Annotated in this window: 18 protein-coding genes; 6 read left to right on the forward strand and 12 right to left on the reverse strand. The window is 67.8% G+C overall.

Annotated features, from left to right (window positions below):
- The first annotated feature begins 57 nt into the window (after nucleotides 1-57).
- Complete coding sequence (locus tag HBF26_RS16135; protein WP_205287661.1) at nucleotides 58-846, forward strand: AraC family transcriptional regulator; 789 nt, start codon at nucleotides 58-60, stop codon at nucleotides 844-846.
- Nucleotide 847: 1 nt separating this feature from the next.
- Here HBF26_RS16135 and HBF26_RS16140 read toward each other — a convergent pair whose 3' ends face one another.
- The 10 genes from HBF26_RS16140 to HBF26_RS16185 form a co-directional block, all read right to left on the reverse strand.
- Nucleotides 848-1,180: a hypothetical protein gene (locus HBF26_RS16140; protein ID WP_167128784.1), complete on the reverse strand. Its 333-nt coding sequence runs from the start codon at nucleotides 1,178-1,180 to the stop codon at nucleotides 848-850.
- Between the two features lie 164 nt (nucleotides 1,181-1,344).
- Nucleotides 1,345-2,043: a response regulator gene (locus HBF26_RS16145; protein ID WP_167128787.1), complete on the reverse strand. Its 699-nt coding sequence runs from the start codon at nucleotides 2,041-2,043 to the stop codon at nucleotides 1,345-1,347.
- Entirely contained in the window at nucleotides 2,040-4,700 is a 2,661-nt protein-coding gene (locus HBF26_RS16150) for an ATP-binding protein (protein ID WP_167128790.1), read from the reverse strand. The genes HBF26_RS16145 and HBF26_RS16150 overlap by 4 nt, the downstream gene beginning before the upstream one ends.
- A gap of 146 nt (nucleotides 4,701-4,846) precedes the next feature.
- On the reverse strand, nucleotides 4,847-5,428 hold the full coding sequence (kdpC, locus tag HBF26_RS16155) for a potassium-transporting ATPase subunit KdpC (RefSeq protein ID WP_167128793.1): 582 nt from the start codon (nucleotides 5,426-5,428) through the stop codon (nucleotides 4,847-4,849).
- 10 nt (nucleotides 5,429-5,438) lie between these two features.
- Nucleotides 5,439-6,248, reverse strand: coding sequence for a TorF family putative porin (locus HBF26_RS16160; protein ID WP_167128796.1), 810 nt, complete (start codon nucleotides 6,246-6,248; stop codon nucleotides 5,439-5,441).
- Between the two features lie 15 nt (nucleotides 6,249-6,263).
- Nucleotides 6,264-6,446 carry a hypothetical protein gene (locus HBF26_RS16165; protein ID WP_167128799.1) on the reverse strand — a complete coding sequence of 61 codons (183 nt, stop codon included), beginning with the start codon at nucleotides 6,444-6,446 and terminating at the stop codon, nucleotides 6,264-6,266.
- A 15-nt stretch (nucleotides 6,447-6,461) separates the two neighbouring features.
- Entirely contained in the window at nucleotides 6,462-8,531 is a 2,070-nt protein-coding gene (gene kdpB / locus HBF26_RS16170; RefSeq protein WP_167128802.1) for a potassium-transporting ATPase subunit KdpB, read from the reverse strand.
- Between the two features lie 3 nt (nucleotides 8,532-8,534).
- Entirely contained in the window at nucleotides 8,535-10,256 is a 1,722-nt protein-coding gene (gene kdpA, locus HBF26_RS16175; protein ID WP_167128805.1) for a potassium-transporting ATPase subunit KdpA, read from the reverse strand.
- Nucleotides 10,253-10,345, reverse strand: coding sequence for a K(+)-transporting ATPase subunit F (gene kdpF, locus HBF26_RS16180; protein ID WP_167128808.1), 93 nt, complete (start codon nucleotides 10,343-10,345; stop codon nucleotides 10,253-10,255). The genes kdpA and kdpF overlap by 4 nt, the downstream gene beginning before the upstream one ends.
- 310 nt (nucleotides 10,346-10,655) lie before the next feature.
- Nucleotides 10,656-13,070 carry a S9 family peptidase gene (locus HBF26_RS16185; protein ID WP_167128811.1) on the reverse strand — a complete coding sequence of 805 codons (2,415 nt, stop codon included), beginning with the start codon at nucleotides 13,068-13,070 and terminating at the stop codon, nucleotides 10,656-10,658.
- Between the two features lie 232 nt (nucleotides 13,071-13,302).
- Between HBF26_RS16185 and HBF26_RS16190 the strand changes: the two genes are divergently transcribed.
- Nucleotides 13,303-15,405, forward strand: coding sequence for a prolyl oligopeptidase family serine peptidase (locus HBF26_RS16190; protein WP_167128814.1), 2,103 nt, complete (start codon nucleotides 13,303-13,305; stop codon nucleotides 15,403-15,405).
- A 15-nt stretch (nucleotides 15,406-15,420) separates the two neighbouring features.
- Here HBF26_RS16190 and HBF26_RS16195 read toward each other — a convergent pair whose 3' ends face one another.
- Together HBF26_RS16195 and HBF26_RS16200 are read right to left on the reverse strand one after the other, a co-directional pair.
- Entirely contained in the window at nucleotides 15,421-16,344 is a 924-nt protein-coding gene (locus HBF26_RS16195; protein WP_167128817.1) for a flavin reductase, read from the reverse strand.
- A gap of 2 nt (nucleotides 16,345-16,346) precedes the next feature.
- The gene (locus tag HBF26_RS16200) at nucleotides 16,347-16,976 is read right to left on the reverse strand and encodes a class I SAM-dependent methyltransferase (RefSeq protein WP_167128820.1); all 630 of its coding nucleotides are present in this window, start codon (nucleotides 16,974-16,976) and stop codon (nucleotides 16,347-16,349) included.
- A gap of 93 nt (nucleotides 16,977-17,069) precedes the next feature.
- Between HBF26_RS16200 and HBF26_RS16205 the strand changes: the two genes are divergently transcribed.
- The 4 genes from HBF26_RS16205 (at nucleotide 17,070) to hemC (ending at nucleotide 20,623) form a co-directional block, all read left to right on the forward strand.
- The gene (locus HBF26_RS16205; protein WP_167128823.1) at nucleotides 17,070-17,738 is read left to right on the forward strand and encodes an alpha/beta hydrolase; all 669 of its coding nucleotides are present in this window, start codon (nucleotides 17,070-17,072) and stop codon (nucleotides 17,736-17,738) included.
- Nucleotides 17,739-17,890: 152 nt separating this feature from the next.
- On the forward strand, nucleotides 17,891-18,946 hold the full coding sequence (locus HBF26_RS16210) for a sensor histidine kinase (RefSeq protein WP_167128826.1): 1,056 nt from the start codon (nucleotides 17,891-17,893) through the stop codon (nucleotides 18,944-18,946).
- Nucleotides 18,924-19,634, forward strand: a complete 711-nt coding sequence (locus tag HBF26_RS16215; RefSeq protein WP_167128829.1) for a response regulator — start codon at nucleotides 18,924-18,926, stop codon at nucleotides 19,632-19,634. The genes HBF26_RS16210 and HBF26_RS16215 overlap by 23 nt, the downstream gene beginning before the upstream one ends.
- 68 nt (nucleotides 19,635-19,702) lie before the next feature.
- A complete protein-coding gene (hemC, locus tag HBF26_RS16220; protein ID WP_167128831.1) occupies nucleotides 19,703-20,623 on the forward strand; it encodes a hydroxymethylbilane synthase in 921 nt (306 codons plus the stop codon).
- The last annotated feature ends 123 nt before the right edge of the window (nucleotides 20,624-20,746 follow it).

Consider the following 20,746-nt stretch of genomic DNA (forward strand, 5'->3'; position numbering starts at 1 on the left):
ATGGAAGCTATCGGCCTGATATCGTCACCGGGCCAACTTATGTCGAGAAATGGCCAAATGCTGGACGAGACCCTGCACGCGCTACTTGAAAGCACCGACGGTCCGCCGCTTGTCGCCTACGAGGCGAAGGGCGAGATTCCCCTCGCGGAAACCGATTGGCACAACCACGTCCGCGGGCAGTTCTTCTATGTGGAACAGGGCCTGGTGATCAATCGCACGGAGCACGGCTCCTGGTTGTTGCCGCCGCACAGGGCCGGCTGGATGCCGCCGGGGGAGATGCACACGGTGAGCATCGCGGGGCCCCTGCGCGCCTGGGGCGTGTTCATCGCGCCCAGTGCCGCCCAAGGTCTCCCCGACCGGCCGTGCGTGGTGGGGGTGAGCGATCTGTTTCGGGCCATCGTGAAGCGCACCGCCACCTGGCCCGTCGACGGAGAGCGGGAACCGGAGAAGGATCGGCTGCTCGCCGTACTGCTGGACGAAATGCGCCGCGCGCCGGTCGAGCAGCTGCATCTGCCGATGCCGGTGGATCGCCGGCTGCGTCGCATTGCGATGGCCATGTTCGAGCGACCCGACGACACGCGGGGGATCGACGAGTGGGCGAGCTGGGCGGGCATGTCCGTGCGTACCCTCACACGCCTTTTCCGCCAGGAAACGCAATGCAGCGTGGCCCAGTGGCGGCAGCAGGCCAGGCTTGCCTGCGCGCTGGAGCGGCTGGCGGAAGGCGAGCCCGTGTCGGTCGTCGCAGACGCCCTGGGCTACGCCTCGCCGAGCGCGTTCGTGGCCATGTTCCGCAAGGCCTTCGGCGACTCGCCGGGGCGATATCTCGCTCGCCAGGTGACCGCTTGAGTCACATCGGCTTGCACATCCACAACGTTTCGAAGGTGTAGGCGTCGCCGCTGTGCCGTTCGATCACGTCCATGGCAATGCGGCCGTACTGCCATTCGCCGTGCGTCCCGGGCGAGGTCACGTCGTAACAGGTACGCTCTTTCGCAAAGGTGCCCGTCTGCGGATGGGTGAGCGCATGTTCCTCGTTGCGACATTGCAGCCATGCTTCGCGGTAGCTGGGCAGCAGGCGCTCCCCCGCGACGAAGCGTTCGTTGCCGCACCTCGGGCCAGTCGCTGGAGGCGGTTCGACAGCGGCGATGATGGACGCGATGAGGATGGATGGCAGACGGTACACGCGGCGCTCCTTTTCGAGTGAGCGGGCGAGGCTGCGCAAGCTCATCGAGGAAGGAAATCGGACTTGTCTTAGAAATGCCGCACGTTGGCGTTGCTGTGACCGGGATCACGCCATTGCGGCAACCGGTGAAACGGGCGTGACGGACGAAAACGTTTGCGTCGCCATCACGACGCCGGGAAGCGATAGCCCACGCCCGGCTCCGTTTTGAGCCAACGCGGAGCCGACGAGTCGTCGCCGAGTTTCTGCCGCAGTTTTCCCATCACGATACGCAGGTAGTGCGTGTCCTGCGCATGGGTCGGACCCCACACCTCGCGCAGGATCTGCTGCTGCCCGACCACACGCCCGGCGTGGCGCACGAGCAACGACAGCACCGCGAATTCCTTTCGCGTCAGCGCGACGGCCTGGCCGTCCACGAACACCTCGCGTCGCGCCACATCGATGGAGAGGGCGCCGTCGTCGTAGCGCAACGAGGCTTCCGCTTCGCCACCCTTCGCTCCCGTGCGCAGCAGCACGCGCAGACGCGCCATGAGCTCCTGGATGCCGAACGGTTTGGTCACGTAGTCGTTCGCGCCGCGGTCGAGCGCCTTTACCTTCTCGCTCTCGGCGTCCCTCACCGAGAGCATCAGCACCGGCACCTGGCTCCAGGTGCGCAACTCACGCAGCACCTCGTGGCCTTCCATGTCGGGCAGGCCGATGTCGAGAATGACCACGTCGGGCGACTGCGTCGCGGCAAGGCCCAGGCCCTCCTTGCCGCTGCCGGCGAGGAACACCTGGTAGCCCTCGGCGCGCAGACCGATGTCGAGGAACCGGCGGATCTGCACTTCGTCGTCGATCACGAGCACGCGAGGCGCTATGGCATTCATGGGTTGTCGTCGGGCGGCGCCGGCAAAGGCAGCGAGACCCGGATGGTGGTACCTGCGCCGACATGGGGCAAGGCCTGCACGCTGCCGCCATGGGCACCGATCATGCCGCGACAGATGGCGAGGCCGAGTCCGGTACCCTGTTTGCCGCGATCGCCTCGCGCCACCGAATGGAACATGTCGAAAATCCGCTCGCGCTCGTCTTCCGGAATGCCGGGCCCGCGGTCGCTCACATCCACCAGCAGCTGCCCGGACTCGACACGGACCATGACGCGCACGGGCTCGTCGGGCGGCGAGAAACGTGCCGCGTTCTCGAGGATGTTGAACAGGGCCTGCTCGATCAGCGCAGGATGCACATGCAGGAGCACGGTATCCGGCGGCAATTGCATGTCCACCCGCGTCTCGGGAAACTGCTTGCGCATGCGCGCGACCGCGGCGGCGACGATCTCGCCCGCATCGACCCAGTCGCGCTTGAGCGTGAGCGCACCATGGCCGAGGCGCGTCATGTCCAGCAGGTTCTGAATGTAGCTGTCGAGACGCCGGCCTTCGCCGAGGATGGCTTCCAGCAGTTCGCGCCGTTCGCCTTCGGGCAACTGTTTTTCGTAGTCGAGCAAGGTGCCGGCGGCACCGATCATCGATGCCAGCGGCGAGCGCAGGTCGTGCGACACCGACGACAGCAGGGCGTTGCGCAGCCGCTCGGTCTCGCCTTCCACGCGCGCGCCTTCCAGTTCGGCGGCGAGTCGCGCGCGTTCCAGTGCCTGGCCGATATCCTGCACCATCGCTAGCGCCATCCCGCGGCGGTCCGCGTCAGGGTCGCCGGGAGTATCCGGAAAGCGCAGGGCGACCACGCCCGCCCGCTGCGCCTCGGTACCCAATGGCAGCATCCAGCTCGACGCGCCATGCAGCGTGTCGGTGAAGCGCCCCGCGGGTTCCGCGTGCGCGTCGGACCAGTCGGCAGCGGCGACGTCCTGCGCAGACAGGACGAACGGTTCCGGCGCCGAAGCCACCGGCACCAGCGCGCCCCCCGCGTCGCGGGCGAGCACGCTCGCCTGCGCGTCCAGCGCACGCGCCAGGGCCCGCGCACCTACCTCGCGGATCGCAGCCGCATCCGCTGCGGTGGCCAGCTGCTGGCCCAGCGTCACCAGCGCGCGCCCGCGTATCTGGGCCGCGCGCAGCGAGGCCACCTGCCCGGACAGCCGCGTCGCCAGGCGGCTGCACACCAGCGCGGCGGCCAGGAACAACACCACGGCCAGCACGTCGTCGGCATTGGCAATCACGAGCGTGTAGCGTGGCGGCGCGAAGAAGAAGTTGTAGCCGACGAAGCAGAGCAGAGCGGTGTACACCGCGACGGCCATGCGCGTGCGCACCGCGACGAACAGGACGGCGGTGAGGAAGATGAGCGAGAGGTTGGCGACGGAAAGGAAGCGGTCGGCCACGAACGAGAGCGCCATCGCCGCCGCGGTGACTGCCGTGGCCATGCCGTAATCGCGGCGCGAGCCTTTGTCACCGCCGGCGCGGAGCCGGCGCCGCGCGCTGGCCCGTTCCAGCGGAGTCGCGACGATGGTGAGTTCCAGGTGCGCGCCACGGCGAAGCAGTTGCTGGGTGAAGGACAGGCCCAGGCGCCGCGCAATGGGGCGCTCCCGCGTGCGCCCCACGATGATCTGGCCCACGCCTTCGCGGTCGGCCCAGGCCAGCAATTCGTCCGCGACGGCATGGCCGCGCAGCACCACGCCTTCCCCACCGAGACGCCGGGCGAGACGCATGGCCGCGTCCACGCGCTCACGACGCGCGCCGTCGGTACCGCCGCGATCGACGTAGACGACACTCCAGGGCGCGCCGCGGCGCTCCGCGATGCGGCGCGTGATGCGCACGAGGTATTCGCTCTGCGCGGCGCCGTCGATGGCGGCCACCACGCGGCGCCGGACGGGCATGGCGTCGCCGCGCGCGAGCATGGACTCGCGCAGGTCGCTTTCCACGTGCGCGGCGACCGTCTCCACCGCGAGTTCGCGCAGTGCCGCGAGGTTGGTCGGCGAGAAGAACGCTTCCAGCGCGACCGCGGCGGTTTCCGGCACGTACACCTTGCCCTGCCGCAGGCGGGCGATCAGCTCGCGCGGGGGCAGATCCACCAGCACGATGTCCCGGGCGCGATCGAGGAACGCGTCCGGCACGGTTTCGCGCACGGCCACGCCGGTGATGCGACGCACCTGGTCGTTGAGGCTTTCCAGGTGCTGCACGTTCATCGCCGTGTAGACCTCGATGCCCGCGTCGAGCAGTTCCACGATGTCCTGCCAGCGATAGGCATGCCGGCCGCCGGGCAGATTCGAGTGCGCCAGTTCGTCGACGAGTATCACCGCCGGCTTTCGGGCCAGGGCGGCCTCCAGGTCGAACTCCTGGAAGGTGCGTCCCGCGTAGTGCACTGCCCGCGTCGGCAGGACCTCGATACCTTCGAGCAACGCGGCCGTCTCGGCCCGGCCATGCGTCTCGGCCAGGCCGACCACCACATCCACGCCCTGTCGGCGCAGGTCGCGTGCGGCCGAAAGCATGGCGTAGGTCTTCCCCACGCCCGGCGAGGCGCCAAGGAAGATCTTCAGGCGCTGGCCGTCCTCGTCCTTCGCTGCATTCAGCAGCGCGTCGGCACGCGCGTCGCGATCGTTGTTCATTGCAGTCGCCGGTAGAGGATTAGAGCGCATTGTAGGAGCGCGCCCCGCGCGCGACATGTGTTGAGGCCGAACCTCGGAGCTGGCGCGCAAGATCCGGAACTGGTCCGAAAACATGTCGCGCGCAGGGCGCGCTCCTACAGCGGTGGTTACGGGGCGGGCTTCGAGCGGTCGAGGGCAAGGTTCAACGCCAGCACATTCACCCGCGGCTCGCCCAGCACACCGAACTGGCGCCCTTCGGTGTGCGCTTCGACCAATGCCTGCACGGTGGCCGGATCCAGCCCGCGCGCATGCGCCACGCGGGCCACCTGGTAACGCGCCGCCGCCGGGCTGATCTCCGGGTCGAGGCCACTGCCCGACGCCGTGACGAGTTCCACCGGCACCGGTGCCGTATTGCCGGGGTCGGCGGCCTGCAACGCGGCGATCCGCTTCTTCGCCGCGTCGGTGAGGGCGGGATTGGTCGGACCCTGGTTCGATCCGCCCGATGCCGTACCGTTGTAGGGATCGGGGCTGGTAGCCGAGGGACGGCTCCAGAAGTACCGCGGCTCGACGAACGACTGGCCGAGCAGCGACGAGCCGACCGGCTTCCCGCCCGATTCGACGATGCTGCCGTTCGCCTGGCGCGGAAACACCGCCTGTGCGGCACCGGTGACGAGGAGCGGATAGGCCACGCCGGTGATGATGGTGAGGCCCACGAGCAGGACGAGGGCCGGGCGAAGAAGGGATGTCATGGCGTACTCCTCAGAACGTGCCCTGGAACATGACGAGACCGCGTGTGCCGCCCACGTCACGGGTATCGGCGACGTCGGTATAGCTGGACACGTGGCTGTAGTACCGCCCGTTGGTCGCATGGGTAACCCCGATGCTTACCGACCAGTGCGGATCGATTGCGTACTTCACGGTCGCCGAGGCGTCGCTGTAATCCACGTCGCGGACACCGTACGCCGTGGGCGTGGCCAACGAGGCGGTGTAGTGGGTATGTCCCGCGTGCAGCGCGAGCGTCCAGGCATCGGCCAGGGCGAAGGCGGCGTCGAGTTGGAGGTAGCCGGTACCTCGGGTGTCGCCGTTATAGCCCTGTTCGCGATCCGCACCGAAGTAGTCGGTGAGCGACCGGTTGTACTTCAGCGTGATGTTGCGCCACGTGAGCGCGGCATTGGCCTCCACCGTGTCGAAGGAGCGGCCGCGGTACCCCGCGGCCTGGTCGAGATTGGCGCCCGGGTACACATAACCGTAGACACCGAGGCGCCACGACCAGTCGTCGTCGATGGGGCGGCCGAAGCTCGCGTAGAGGTCCAGCTCCATCGAACCGCCGGCGTAGCTGCGATCGCTGACGCTGGATGCCCAGGCGCCGGCCGAGAAGCCGTTCGCGCCGGTGTAGTCGGCGCCGCCCTGGATGGCCGGGTGGCCCCAGGTCTGGGTCAGGCCGCGGAACATGTAATCGGACACGATCGCCACATTGCCCGTGACCGGCGGTGTATCGGCCGCGTGGGCAGGAGCGGCGAAGACGAGGGGAAAGGCGGCGGCGCAGGCCGCCAGAAGAACGGTTTTCATGGATTTCGTCGTGTGTCAGATGCCGGCGTAGCCGCCGAGCGTGTATTCGTCGTCGCTCGCGTCATGGCGCGTGGCGACGATCTGGGATTTGAATGGAACCACCGGTGCCGCGTGCGGCGATGCCGGGGCGACGACACGCACATTCATGTCGATGTCGTCGGAGTCTTCGATGAGCACGGTGAGGTGAACGTTTCGCATGGCGATGCCTTCAGATCAGGCCAGCCCCAGGAGGACCAGCAACATGTCGATGAGCTTGATGCCGACAAAGGGCGCGACGATGCCGCCCAGGCCGTACACGAGCAGGTTGCGGCGAAGCAGCGCGGCGGCGCCCAGCGCGCGATAGGCCACGCCCTTCAGCGCGAGGGGAATGAGGAAAATGATGATCAGCGCGTTGAAGATCACCGCCGAGAGGATGGCGCTCTGCGGGGTGGCCAGATGCATCACGTTCAACGCGTTGAGCGCGGGGTAGGTCGTCGCGAAGGCGGCGGGAATGATCGCGAAGTACTTGGCAATGTCGTTCGCGATCGAGAACGTGGTGAGCGCACCCCGCGTGATGAGCATCTGCTTGCCGATGCCGACGACCTCGATCAGCTTGGTCGGATTCGAATCGAGGTCGACCATGTTGCCGGCCTCTTTCGCGGCCTGGGTGCCGCTGTTCATCGCAACGGCCACGTCGGCCTGGGCCAGCGCCGGAGCGTCGTTGGTGCCATCGCCGCACATGGCCACCAGGCGGTTCTCGGCCTGCATGTCGCGGATCAACTTCAGTTTCGTCTCGGGCGTGGCCTCGGCGAGGAAGTCGTCCACGCCGGCTTCCGCCGCGATGGCCGCTGCCGTGAGCGGATTGTCGCCGGTTATCATCACCGTGCGGATGCCCATGCGGCGCATCTCGGCAAAGCGCTCCTTGATGCCGTCCTTCACGATGTCCTTGAGTTCGATCACACCCAGCGTCAGCGCACCATCCACGACGATGAGCGGGGTGGCGCCGCGGCGCGCCACGTCTTCGGCCATGCGCCGCACCAGCGGCGGCATGTGGCTGTCCTGGCCTTCCAGGTACCGCTCCACCGCATCGATCGCGCCCTTGCGGATGTGACGGGTGCCGACGTCGACGCCGCTCATGCGCGTCTGCGCGGTGAACGGCACGAAGGTGGCGTCCTTGTCGCGACGCCGCCCGTGCAGGCTGAACCTCGCCTCCGCCAGGGCGACGATGCTGCGGCCTTCCGGCGTCTCGTCGGCGCGCGAGGCGAGGTCGGCGGCTTCGGCCAGTTCGCGTTCCTCGATGCCCGGCGCGGCGTGAAAGGCCACCGCCTGGCGATTGCCCAGCGTGATCGTGCCCGTCTTGTCGAGCAGCAGCACGTCGACGTCACCCGCCGCCTCGACGGCGCGGCCGGACGTGGCGATGACGTTGGCGCGGATCATGCGGTCCATGCCGGCGATGCCGATGGCAGACAACAAGGCGCCGATGGTGGTGGGAATGAGGCATACGAGGAGCGCCACCAGAACGGTGAGGGTGATGGGGTTGCCACTTCCCGCCGCCTGCACGCTGTAGATCGAATAGGGAAGGAGGGTGGCGCAGGCCAGCAGGAAGATCAGGGTGAACTTCGCCAGCAGGATGGTGAGCGCGATCTCGTTCGGTGTCTTGCGGCGCGACGCGCCTTCCACCATCGAGATCATGCGGTCGAGGAAGCTCTCGCCGGGGTTGCTGGTGATGCGCACCACCAGCCAGTCGGAGAGCACACGGGTACCGCCCGTCACGGCGCTGCGATCGCCGCCGGCCTCGCGGATCACCGGCGCCGATTCGCCGGTGATGGCGCTCTCGTCGACGCTGGCCGCACCCACCACGATCTCGCCGTCGCCCGGCACGATGTCGCCGGCTTCCACCAGCACGTGGTGGCCGCTGCGCAGTTCGCTGGAAGGCGTGAAGACGATCTGCGCATCCTGCCTTGGCGCGGAGAGTTTCTTCGCGGCCACGTCGCGACGCGAGCCGCGCAGCGCATCGGCCTGGGCCTTGCCGCGGCCTTCGGCGAGCGCTTCGGCGAAGTTGGCGAACAGCAGCGTGAACCAGAGCCACAGCGTCACCCAGAAGATGAAGCCCGTGGGAGCCTCGCCGTGGCCGGCCAGCGCCTGCACCCACAGCAGGGTGGTCAGGACGCTGCACACGAACACGACGAACATCACCGGGTTGCGGAACTGCGTGCGCGGATCGAGTTTGCGGAACGCGTCGACAAGGGCGCGTGTCGCCATCGCGCGGTCGAATCCGCGCGCGGCGTGAGCGTGGGAAGTCATGGATCAGTGGCCCGTGAGAGACGTGAGGTGCTCGACGATGGGCCCGAGGGCCAGCGCCGGGAGGAAGGTGAGCGCGCCGACGACGATCACGACGCAGGTCAGCAGCGTGACGAACAGCGGGGTATGCGTGGGCAGCGTGCCGGCCGAGGGAGGCACATGCCCCTTGGCGGCCAGCGACCCGGCCATGGCCAGCATCGCGATCGCAAGCGGGAAGCGCGCCAGGAACATGCAGATGGCGAGCAGCACATTCCAGAAGGGCGTGTTCGCGGACAGGCCGCCGAAAGCGCTGCCGTTGTTGTTGGACGCGGAGCTGACCGCATACAGGATTTCGCTGAAGCCGTGGGCGCCGGGATTCGCGACGCCCGCGACACCGGCAGGCACCATGACCGCGACGGCGGTACACACGACCACGAGCGCGCACGGCACGAGGACGGCCAGGCTGGCCATCTTCATCTCGTGGGCCTCGATCTTCTTGCCGAGGTATTCCGGCGTGCGGCCCACCATGAGTCCGGCGATGAATACCGCAACCACTGCGAACGCCAGCATGCCGTAGAGGCCCGAACCCACACCGCCGAAGACCACCTCGCCGAGTTGCATGAGCCACATGGGAACGAGGCCGCCGAGCGGCGTCAGCGAATCGTGCATCGCGTTCACCGCACCGCAGGATGCGGCGGTGGTGATGGCGGCGAACAGGCCGGACGAGGCGATGCCGAAGCGCGTTTCCTTCCCTTCCATGTTGCCGCCCGATTGCAGGGCGGTGGCATGCGCGTCCACGGCCAGGCCGTGCAGGGCGGGGTTGCCGGCCTGCTCAGCGGCGACGAGGCCGACCGCGAGGGGCACGAAGATGACCAGCATCGTGGCGAGGATGGCCCAGCCCTGGCGCCGGTCGCCGACCATGCGCCCGAACGTGCAGCAGAGGGCGCCCGGGATGAGGAAGATCGCGATCATCTCCACGAAGTTGGAGAACGGCGTGGGGTTCTCGAACGGATGCGCGGAGTTGGCGTTGAAGAAGCCGCCGCCGTTCGTGCCGAGCATCTTGATCGCCACCTGCGATGCCGCCGGGCCCATCGGCAGGGTCTGCCGGCCATGCTCCAGCGTGGCCACGTCGAGGTAAGGCGCCACGTTCTGCACCACGCCCTGCGACACGAGCAGCAGCGCGATCACGATCGAGAACGGCAGCAGCACGTAGAGCGTGGCGCGGGTCACGTCCACCCAGAAGTTGCCCACAGCTGCGGCACCACGGCGCGCGAAGCCGCGGACGACCGCGATGAGCACCGCGATGCCCGTGGCCGCCGACAGGAAGTTCTGCACGGCAAGGCCAAGCGCCTGCGTGAGGTAGCTCATGGTCGACTCGCCCGCGTATCCCTGCCAGTTCGTGTTGGTGACGAAACTCACGGCGGTGTTCATGGCGGAGTCGGGCGCCACGGCAGCGAAATGCTGGGGGTTCAACGGCAGCCATTGCTGCGTGCGCTGGAGCAGGTACACGAAGGCCACGCCGGCCACGTTGAACACCAGCATCGCCATGGCGTAGCGCTTCCAGCCCATGTCCTCGCCGGAGCGGATGCCGGCAAGACGGTAGAGCAGGCGCTCCGCCCCGGCCCCGAAGCGGGTGACGCGGTTCGGTTCGTCGGCGAACACGAGGGCCATGTAATGGCCCATCGGCTTCACCAGCGCCAGCAGCACGACGAGGTAGAGGCCGATCTGGAGGAAGTCGTTGGTGGTCATTCGAACCACTCCGGCTTCAGCAGGGCCACGCACAGGTAACCGGTAAGGGCCACGGCGATGGCCGCGGCGACTATGTAGGTAAAGGTCATGGCGGCGTCCTCAGCGGCGACCCAGCCGGTCGCAGATCATGAGGAAGCCGATCGTCACGGCCGTGAGGACGACGACGAGAAGAACGTAAAGGAATTCCACGGTTGCGCACCATCGACTAGGACGGTGCGCATTCTTCGCCTGGCGCGATATTTACGGTGTAACGCGGCGGGCCCGGGGCGTAACGTTTCCGTAAATTCTTGCCCGATAACCCTGTGGGAGCCGTTTCAGCGGCGATCCCGTGGCAGCGGGCAGGCTTGCCGCGAGCAGCCTATCGCCGCTAGAGCGGCTCCCACAATGCCTCCCTCGGGGTTAGTTCCGGTTTGCTGGCTCCAGCCGCTCCCGGAACAACTCGTCAATACGACGATACTCGTCGTACCAGGAGTCCGCGTGCACAAAGCCGTGCCGCTCCATCGGATACAGCGACATCCAGAAGTTCTTCTTGTGCAGCTCGATGAAGCGCTGGTAGAGGCGGATCGAGTCGCTGGCCAGCACGTTGTCGTCGATCAGGCCGTGCTCGATCAGCAGCGGGTCGGCCAGGGCCTCGGCGTACTGGATGGGCGAGCTCGCCTTGTACGCATCGGGGTCCAGTTGCGGGTCGTTGAGGATGTTGGACGTGTATTCGTGGTTGTAGCTGGTCCAGTCGGTCACCGGGCGCAGCGCGGCGCCGGCGGCGAACTCGCCGGGTGCGCGCAGCAGCGCCATCAGGGTCATGAAGCCACCGTAACTGCCGCCATAGATGCCGACCCGTTTCGGATCCACGCCGTGGTTCGCCACCAGCCAGGCCTTGCCGTCGAGCAGGTCGTCCAGTTCCGGGTGGCCCATCTGCCGGTAGATGGCGGTGCGCCAGTCACGGCCATAGCCCTTGGACGCGCGGTAGTCCATGTCCAGAACCACATACCCGCGCTGCACCAGCATGTTATGGAACATCTGCTCGCGGAAATACGCCGGGTACGACAGGTGCACGTTCTGCAGGTAACCCGCGCCGTGCACGAAGATCACGGCCGGGCGCGAGGCCGCCGTGGCGGCGTCGGCCGGGCCATAGAACTTGGCCCAGATCGTGCCCGCACCATGGGTTGAAGGCACCTGGACGATCTTCGGCGCGATCCATTCGCAAGCCTTGTACGCGGGCTTGCGGGTGTCCGTGAGTTCACGCACGGCGGAACCGTCCACACCCACCGTGGCCAGCTGCGACGGCACGTAAGGCGAGGAATGCAGCACCGCGAGGCGGGTACCGTCCGGCGACAGGGCGAAATCGTCGAGGCCTTCGAAGGTCGTGACGCGCGCGAGCGTGCCGCCTTGTGCCGGCACCGAATAGATGTCGTAGCTGTAGGGCGCCACCTTGTTCGTGCGCACGTAGAAACGCGAACCATCGGGACTCAGCACCGGATGGTCCACTTCGAAACGGCCCGAGGTCAGCGCCTTGGCCTTGCTTCCCGGCGCGCGGACATACAGCTGCGCGAAACCGCTTTCCTCGCTCAGGTACCACAGGGTGCGGCCGTCCCGGAGCCAGCCGAAGTCGTTGCCGTCCCAGTTGATCCAGGCCTTGTCGGTAAGGCGGTGCTGCGACACCAGGGCGTGACGGTCGAAATCCACGGTGGCGATCCAGCGATCCTTGTTGTCGATCGCACGCAGTTGCACGGCGACCTGGCGGCCGTCGTCGCTCCACACGATGCCGGGGCTGTATTCGCCGTTGACGATGACCGGCCGCGTCTTTGGCGCAGCCAGCGCGTCGGCGCGATCGCCCTTGCCCTCCTTGCGCAGCGCGGCGACGGTCTTCGCGCGAATGTCGGCCAGCGGATCGTCGCCGATGCCCGGCAGGGTGGCGGTGTCGAGGTCGAAGCTCGCATGCGTTTGCAGATCGAGCAGGCGCAGCGACTGCGGCGTGGGGTCCTTCCTGCCGACGTAGCTGCGCGTCGCTTCGCTTTCGGCGTAACCGGAATCGGTCACGTAATGCGTGAGGTCGGCGATCTTGCCCTTGTCGGCGTCCTTCGCCTCGGTCACCACGAGCATCCAGCGGCCATCCGGCGACAGCGAGGTATCGACGATGCTCACGTTCTTGCCGAGCCAGAACGGCCGGGGTGCGCGCCCCGGATCGGCGGCCGCCAGGGCATCGGCGTCCGCCTTCATGGCATCCTCGTCCGCGCGCAGGCCACGCAAGGTCTTGAACAGCGCCTGCTGGCCGTCGGCGAGATCGTCGGCTTTCCTGTCGCTCGGGTCGTCCTTCGTTTCGAGGTCGGCTGCCTTCGACACGGGGCCGCCCGCGACCGCGTACGCGAACCAGTCGTTATCGGCACGGAAGGTGAGCAAGCGGCCGTCGAGGGAGAAGCGCGGATCGCGTTCCTTCGCGGCGGTGCGGGTCACCTGCACCGTGGCGCCGCTGGCGAGGTCGCGCAGGAAGATGTCGCCATGGCGCACGAAGGCGGCGTGGCGGTGGGCGCGATCGAACACGGGTTTGCCGCCATCCGCCCGGGCCGCTGCCGCTGCGTCGAGCCGTTCCGGCGTGCCGCCGTTCGCCTGCACCCGCCAGAGGTCGCGCACCGGCGTGCCGTCCTGCTTCAGGGAGTAGAAGACCTGACTGCCGTCGACGCTCCAGTACGGATCTTCCACCGCCGGGCCGATCCAGTCGGGGTCGGCCATGATGGTTTCCATGTCGACCGGGGGTTGCGCGGCAAACACCGGCGCGGCGGCAAGGGTGGCAAGCAGGGCGGCGGCGAGTACGCGCATCGAAGACAGTTCCGGGTGGGACAAATCATGGGAGCATAACCCGCTCACGAAGCCCGTGGCGGCATCGCCATCCGGGTTGAGGCCAGCTTTGTGTGGGAGCCGCTTCAGCGGCGATGGATGCGCGCGACAGGGTTGCCCGCTGCCGCGGGATCGCCGGCGAAGCCGGCTCCCACAGAGGCCCGGAGCCTCTGCGGCTTTGCTACGCTCGGCAGATCACAAGGGAGTTCAACCCATGCGCGTCCTCGTTCCCCGCCTGCTCGCCGCCAGCCTGTTCCTCGCCGTCTCGGCGCAAGCCGCCACCTCCGCACCGCCGCCCACGCCGAAGCGGGTGGTTTCGGAAACGCTGGCCGGCCAGCCGGTGAACGACCCGTACCGCTGGCTGGAAAACCCAGACGCGGCCGATGTGAAGGAATGGATCGATGCGCAGAACGCGTACACCGAGGCAGCGATCGGTGCCATGCCGTTGGGCAAGGCCCTGAGTTCGCGCATCCGCGAACTGTCGATCACCTCCACCACGCGCTCCTCCCCCACGCTGGCCGGCGGCACGCTGTTCTATTTCGAGAACACGCCACCCCAGCCGCAGCCCGTGCTCGTGGCGAAAGCCTGGCCGGACGGCGCCACGCGCACGCTCGTGGATCTCAACAAGGGCGACGGCAACACGGCCATCACCGCGTACTGGCCCTCGCCCAGCGGCCGCTACCTCGCCTATGGCACCGCCGAAGGCGGCAGCGAACTCACCACCATCCATGTCCTCGACACCCGTACGGGCAAGCCACTGGGTGACGAACTTCCGTTCGCGGGCGGTGGCACCACGCCGCAGGCGCTGGCTTGGGATGCCGACGAGAAGGGCGTGACCTATGCGCGCTTCGATGCGCCGTCGGATGGCAAGCCGCTGCGCGAATTCGATGCCTACCTGGCCCATCACGTCATCGGCCAGCCGGCGGCGAAGGACACCGTGGCGTTCGGCAAGGGCTACTCCCACGTGGCCGAGTACATCCTCAAGGAAAGCGCGGACGGCAAGGCCACCGCGCTGTTGGCGAACGAAGGCGACGGCGGCCCGGCGGAGGTCTTCCTGCGCAACGGCCAGGGCGGGTTCAAGCGCGTGCTCGGACGCGAGGCCGACGCGCGCGAAGCCAGCTGGGTCGGCGACAAGCTGTACGTCGTCAGCTTCGCCGGCGCGCCGCAGGGCAAGATCGTCGCGGTCGGCACGAACGGAAAGACGGCCGACGTGCTTCCGGAGGGCAAGGGCGCCATCCAGCACGTGACGGCGCTCGGCGATGGCTTCCTGGTCGTGCGCAGCGCGGGTCCCGACTGGTGGGCGGACCAGTACGACGGCAAGGCGAACTTCGTACGCCTCGTACCCTTGCCCGCCACCGGCATCGCCATCGGCGGCGTCGCTGCCGAGAAGGGCCAGGCCAAGGCGCTGATCACCTACGCGGGATGGACCCAGCCCACCCATTGGGCCGAATACGACGGTAACTCCGGCTCGTTGAAGACGATCTTCGAAGTGAAGCCAGCCGCCGATTATTCAAAGGTGCGGGTCACCCGGGTGGAAGGCACATCGAAGGACGGCAGCAGGATTCCCGTCACCGTGATCGCGATGGACGGCACCACGCCGAACGGCAAGCGCCCGACCATCCTCTACAGCTACGGCGGTTTCGGCATTCCCGTCACACCGGGTTTCATCGGCGCGAACCTCGCGTGGCTGGAACGCGGCGGCGTGCTGGCCTACGCCAACATCCGCGGTGGCAACGAGTTCGGCGAGGCATGGCACGAGCAGGGCCAGAAGACGCGCAAGCAAAACGTGTTCGACGACTTCTACGCAGCGTCGCAGGCGCTGATCGACACGAAGTGGACCGACACGAAACACCTCGGCATCCTCGGCGGCAGCAATGGCGGCCTGCTGATGGGCGCGGCGCTCACCCAGCATCCGGAGCAGTACCGCGCGGTGGTCGGCGCCGTGGGCATCTACGACGTACCGCGCCATGAAACCGCGTTCGCCAACGGTCCCTACAACGTCAGCGAATACGGCAGCGTGTCCGATCCCGCGATCGCGAAGGCCATGCTGGCGTATTCGCCGCTGCACAACGTGAAGAAGGGCGCGAAGTACCCGGCCGTCTTGCTCACCACCGGCGCCAACGACCCGCGCGTAGCCCCGTGGCAGTCGCGCAAGTTCGCCGCCGCGCTCCAGGATGCCAGCACCTCCGGCCAGCCGGTGCTGCTGCTCACCCGCATGAATGCGGGCCACGGCATCGGCGCGCCCTTCAGCCAGCGCGTGGGCAACCAGGCGCTGTCGATGACGTTCTTCGCGACTGAACTGGGGCTTGGGGAGTAGACGCCGCCAGGGACCCTAAACTTCCGGAAAGGGCATGCCGCGGCGCTTCCGCTCGTACTGATGAAATCCCGCCGTGTGGTGGAGCTGTGCACCGGCATGGCGCAGCTCCGACGACGCCATGCGTGCGACGAAGAACGTATGCGAGCCGACGACCACGCTGTGGACGATGGTCATTTCCTGCACGCATAACGCCGAGGCGAGGGCTGGAATGCCGAACTGGCCGGAGGACACGATGGGGAGGGAAAGGTCATCCCACCGTGCGAGCGCGTCCTTGTGATGGCGCGCCAGCCCGTAGACTGCCGCCTTTATCGATGCCGGCGGATGCGACAGCGCCACGCGACCCACGTCGCGGATGACAGGCTCCGAGACATTGCTGCTACGCAAGGCGAGCGTGAATAGACCTGCGCTCGCCAACGGCCCGATGAGGTCCATCGGGAAGATGTTCCGATGGGTTCCGGTATCGACGGACACCAACACGACAGGCCGCGGGCACAGGTAGCTGATCATCAGTTGCTGTGCGGCAGCCGGCGCCATGTTCAGGTGATTGGCGGCACGGTGCCGGAGCATGTTCCGGTTCTGTCGCCATGCCGTCCATTCGCGCAGCGGCGAAGGCAGGCATCGGTGTTCGCCGGCTGCGACCTCGTATAGATGGATGTCCGCGTTGGCGGCAACGAAAGACCGTGCTTTCGTCAGGCGCAGCGTTCCGAGCCCGCGGCCCGTGGCGGCGTCGATGTACCGCAGCACGGGGCAGGCCCCCGCGTCGATGCTCGTGGCGACGGTCAACGGCTTGAGCGACGCGATGGTGTGGTCGTCCGTGGCGTCGGCGCGGCCGCCGTCCCAGCACAGTTCTGCCGTGACAGACCGTTCCTGGGATTCGAGAGCCACCGTCGCCCACTGCGGCACGGATGGAAGAATCCGCCGGATCGCCTTCCGCCACATGCTCAGGTCCGCCGGAAAAGCAGGAAGAGATACGGTGCGAACAACTTGGCGACGCCACCGGGGAGCACACGTTCGAGGCGGAAGTGCGGGCGGGCGGCGCGAGCGGGCAGGCGCGGCGCGAAGCGGTGGATGCCGCTCTCCGTGGCGAACCCGTAGTGGCCGTGGCGCACAAGGTTCAGCAGGTTCTTCCGCCACCAGCTGTATTTCGCATCGCCCAGAAAATACGGGTTGAGGACACTGGCCAGGATGAAGCCACCCGGACGCACCACGCCCGAGAGTTGTGCGAACAATGGGCGTTGGTCCGCGATGTGGTTGAACACCGCGAAGTTCGCGGTCACGGCATCCACCTGGCAGGGAAGGTCCCCATCGAGGATGACGACTTCGCCTGCGGCGATGTCGTCGCGACAGTAGAGTTCGAGGTGCGCACGCATCGAAGGCGACGGCTCGTGCACGTACGTGCGATGGCCTTGCGCCGCATAGGTCTTCGCGTCGATGCCGGTGCCCGCACCGAAGTCGAGCAAGGAGGCGCCCGGCGCCAGCAGCCCCTGCACGCGCTGTTGGAAGCGTTCGCGTATGGCTACTTCGCGCCTGGAGGTCAGGAAGAACTCGTGGTACTGCGCCCCGGTATGCATACCGGTAGGTGCGCCCCGGCGCTGAAAAGGTTTCGCCAGGCGCCCCTCCCAGGCGGCCTGTTACGATCAAGGGCCCTGCAAGGAGTTCCTGGCATGCCCCTGCCCACCGTCGAGCACGAAACCCGCCCGTCGCCCACCTGGTCGGTCATCTGGCTGCATGGCCTCGGTGCCGACGGCAACGACTTCGCGCCCATCGTGCCGGAGCTGGTCGATGCGGCGTGGCCGGGGGTGCGCTTTGTGTTTCCGCATGCGCCGGTGCGGCCCGTCACGGTGAACAACGGCGTGCCGATGCGGGCGTGGTACGACATCAAGGGGCTGTCCATCGCGGACAAGCAGGACGCCGAGGGCATCCGTGCCTCCATCGCCGAAGTGGAGGCGCTGATCGCGCGCGAGGAAGAACGCGGCGTGCCCGCCTCGCGCATCGTGCTGGCCGGTTTCTCGCAGGGCGGCGCGATGGCGCTGTCCGCGGGGCTGCGCCATCTGGAGGCGCTGGCGGGCATCCTCGTGCTTTCCGCCTATCTGCCTTTGCACGACACCATCGAGGCCGAGCGCAGCGGCGCGAACCATGCCACGCCGATCTTCTGGGGACACGGCAGCGCCGATCCCGTGGTGCCGATGGTGCTCGGCGAACAGTCGCGCCGGGCGCTCGAAGCGCTCGGCCATCGCATCGAATGGCACACCTACCCCATGGGCCACCAGGTGAGCCTGCCGGAAATCGCGGATATCCGCGGCTGGTTGTCAGAGCGTTTCGCCGAAGCCTGATACCAGCACTTGTGGGAGCCGCTTCAGCGGCGATCCCGCGGCAACGGGCGGCCTTCGGGCGAGCACCCATCGCCGCTGAAGCGGCTCCCACAACGGCAGGCTTTGAGCGACTTGCCCGCCGTGCGCGATCCGGCTTCCGGCATACTCCGCGCATGTCCGGGGAACCTCGCCATCCACGCCAGCCGTCCGCACCGCTGCCCGATTTCTGCAGCCTGCCGGTGCTGTTCGCCTTGCTCGTCGTGGGCGCGCTCACGGTCACGTTGATGTGGCTGGCGCCGGGCAACGACGGCGACCTGCGCGATTACAGCATCGCGGTGCTGTTCACCAGCTGGTTGTCGGTGCTCCTTACCGTGGCGCTGTGCAAACTGCGCCCGTGGATGCAGCGCCTGCCGGGCCTTTGGCCGTATGCGGCCGTGTGGCTGCTGCTGGTAACGACGGTGGGTGCGAGCGCGGCCGTGCTCGGCTGGATCGACCACAATCTGGCCGCGGGGCTGAGCCCGGCCTCGCGCTTCGGCTTCGTGCGCGACTGCATGCTCGCCACGGGCCTGCTCGGTGCCGGCCTGCTTCGCTATTTCTATGTGGTAGCGCAATGGCAGGTGCGGGTGGCCGCCGCCGCACAGGCCCAGGTGGCGGCCTTGCAGGCACGGATACGGCCGCACTTCCTCTTCAACAGCATGAATGCCGTGGCCGCACTCATCCGCGTCGATCCGGACGCCGCCGAGCGCACGGTGGAGAACCTCTCCGAATTGTTCCGCGCCGCGCTCGGCAGCGACCAGACGTCCCCCGGCACGCTGGGTGAGGAGTGGGCGCTGGTGGACCGTTACCTGGACATCGAGGCGCTGCGGCTCGGCGACCGCCTGCGGGTGGAGCGCGACATCGACGTGCCGGCGGATCTTCCCTTGCCGCGCCTGCTGCTCCAGCCGCTGGTGGAGAATGCCATCCGGCACGGCGTGCAGCCGTTGCGCGAAGGAGGCACCGTTCGCCTGGGCGGCCGGCGCGTGCCGGGGGGCGTGGAGATCGTGGTGGAAAACCCCGTCGCGGACGCACCGGCCACGCCAGGCAACGGACACGGGTTGCGCAATGTGCGCGAGCGCGTGCGCTTCCATTTCGGCGAGCGCGCCACCGTGGACGCGAGCGTGCGCGAGGGGCGCTTCGTGGTGACCGTCTTCCTGCCGGAGGTGACGCGTGCGCGTACTGATCGCCGATGACGAACCGCTGGCGCGCGTGCGTCTGCGCGGGCTTCTGGCGCGACGTTCCGATGTCACCGTGGTAGGCGAGGTCGGCGATGGCGAGGCCATGCTCGACGCGTGCGCCGAACTGAAACCGGATCTCGTGCTGCTCGACGTCGAGATGCCTGGGCTCACCGGTACGGCGGCAGCTCGCCGTCTCGGCGCGCTGGCGGAACGGCCGCAGGTGGTGTTCTGCACAGCCTACGAGCAACACGCGTTGAGCGCCTTCGATCTCGGCGCCACGGATTATCTGCTCAAACCGGTGCGTGCCGAACGGCTGGACGAGGCACTCGACCGTGCACTCGCGCGGCTGGCACCGCCGCAGAGCACGGAGCGCGTCGCGTGGCTTCGCGCGCGCAGCGGCACCGACGAAGTGCGCTTGGCACTTGCCGATGTGCTCTACCTGCTGGCCGACGAGAAGTACGTGGCCGTGCACCATGCCGGCGGCATGTGGCTGATCGACGAATCCCTGCGCCAGCTCGAAGCCGCGCACGGCGAGCGCCTAGTCCGTCTGCACCGCAACTGCCTGGTACCCCGGGAGCGCCTGCTAGGCCTGAAGACACTGCCCGACGGCCGCGTGCTCGCGCGGCTGGCCGGCACCGAGGTGGCGCCCGAGGTGAGCCGGCGCAACCTGCCGGCCGTGCGGCAGCTGCTGCGGACGGCGTGAGGCGCTGCGCGCGCCGCCCGTTTGCGGGACAATTCCGCCTTCGTCCGCTTCGCTCCGGCTGGAAAGCAATGACCGCACCGCTCCGTATCGCCACCCGCAAAAGCGCGCTCGCCCTCTGGCAAGCGGAGCATGTGGCCGCCCTGCTGCGCCAGGCCCATCCCGGGCTCACGGTGGAGCTGGTTCCGCTGTCCACGCGCGGCGACGAGATTCTCGACCGCTCGCTCGCGACGATCGGCGGCAAGGGCTTGTTCCTGAAGGAACTCGAGATCGCCATGCTGGAAGACCGCGCGGATATCGCGGTGCATTCGTTGAAGGACGTGCCGGCGGAACTGGAACCAGGTTTCGTGCTGTCGGCCATCCTGCCGCGCGCCGATGCCGCGGATGCCTTCATCAGCAACGACTACGCGACGCTGGCCGAACTACCCAACGGGGCTCGCGTCGGCACGTCGTCGTTGCGACGGCAGGCGCAGGTGCGGGCGTTGCGCCCCGACCTGCAGTTGCTGGATCTTCGCGGCAACGTGAACACGCGGCTGGCCAAGCTCGACGAAGGCCACTACGAGGCCATCATCCTTGCCTGCGCGGGCGTCGATCGCCTGGGTTTGAGCGGGCGTATCCGGCATCGGCTCGCGAGCCCCGACTGGCTGCCCGCACCGGGACAGGGCGCCATCGCGGTCGAATCGCGCGATGGCGATCGCCGCGTGGCGGACCTCATGGTGGCCTTGACCGATGCGGAAACGCAGATGGCCGTGGCGGCCGAGCGGGCCATGAACGAGAAGCTCGGCGGCAGCTGCGCGGTGGCGATCGGCGCATGGTGCGTGGTGGCGGAATACGGGCTGACACTGCACGGCATGGTGGGCAATGCGGCAACCGGCGAACTGGTACGCGCCCAGGCCGACGCGACGAGTGACACGCCGGTGGCGCTGGGGCACGAAGTGGCCGCGATGCTGCTGGCGCAGGGCGCCGAGGAACTGCTGAAACCGCAACGCTGAGAGCTTTTTGTGGGAGCAACTGTCTTTTTCAGTGGATTGCTCACACGGCCGCAGATCGCCATCCAACCTGATCTCGGACCATGGCATTGATGGCCGTGATCAGGCTTCTCATGCAGGCAACGA

It is taken from the genome of Luteibacter jiangsuensis, assembly GCF_011742555.1.
GTDB lineage: Bacteria > Pseudomonadota > Gammaproteobacteria > Xanthomonadales > Rhodanobacteraceae > Luteibacter > Luteibacter jiangsuensis.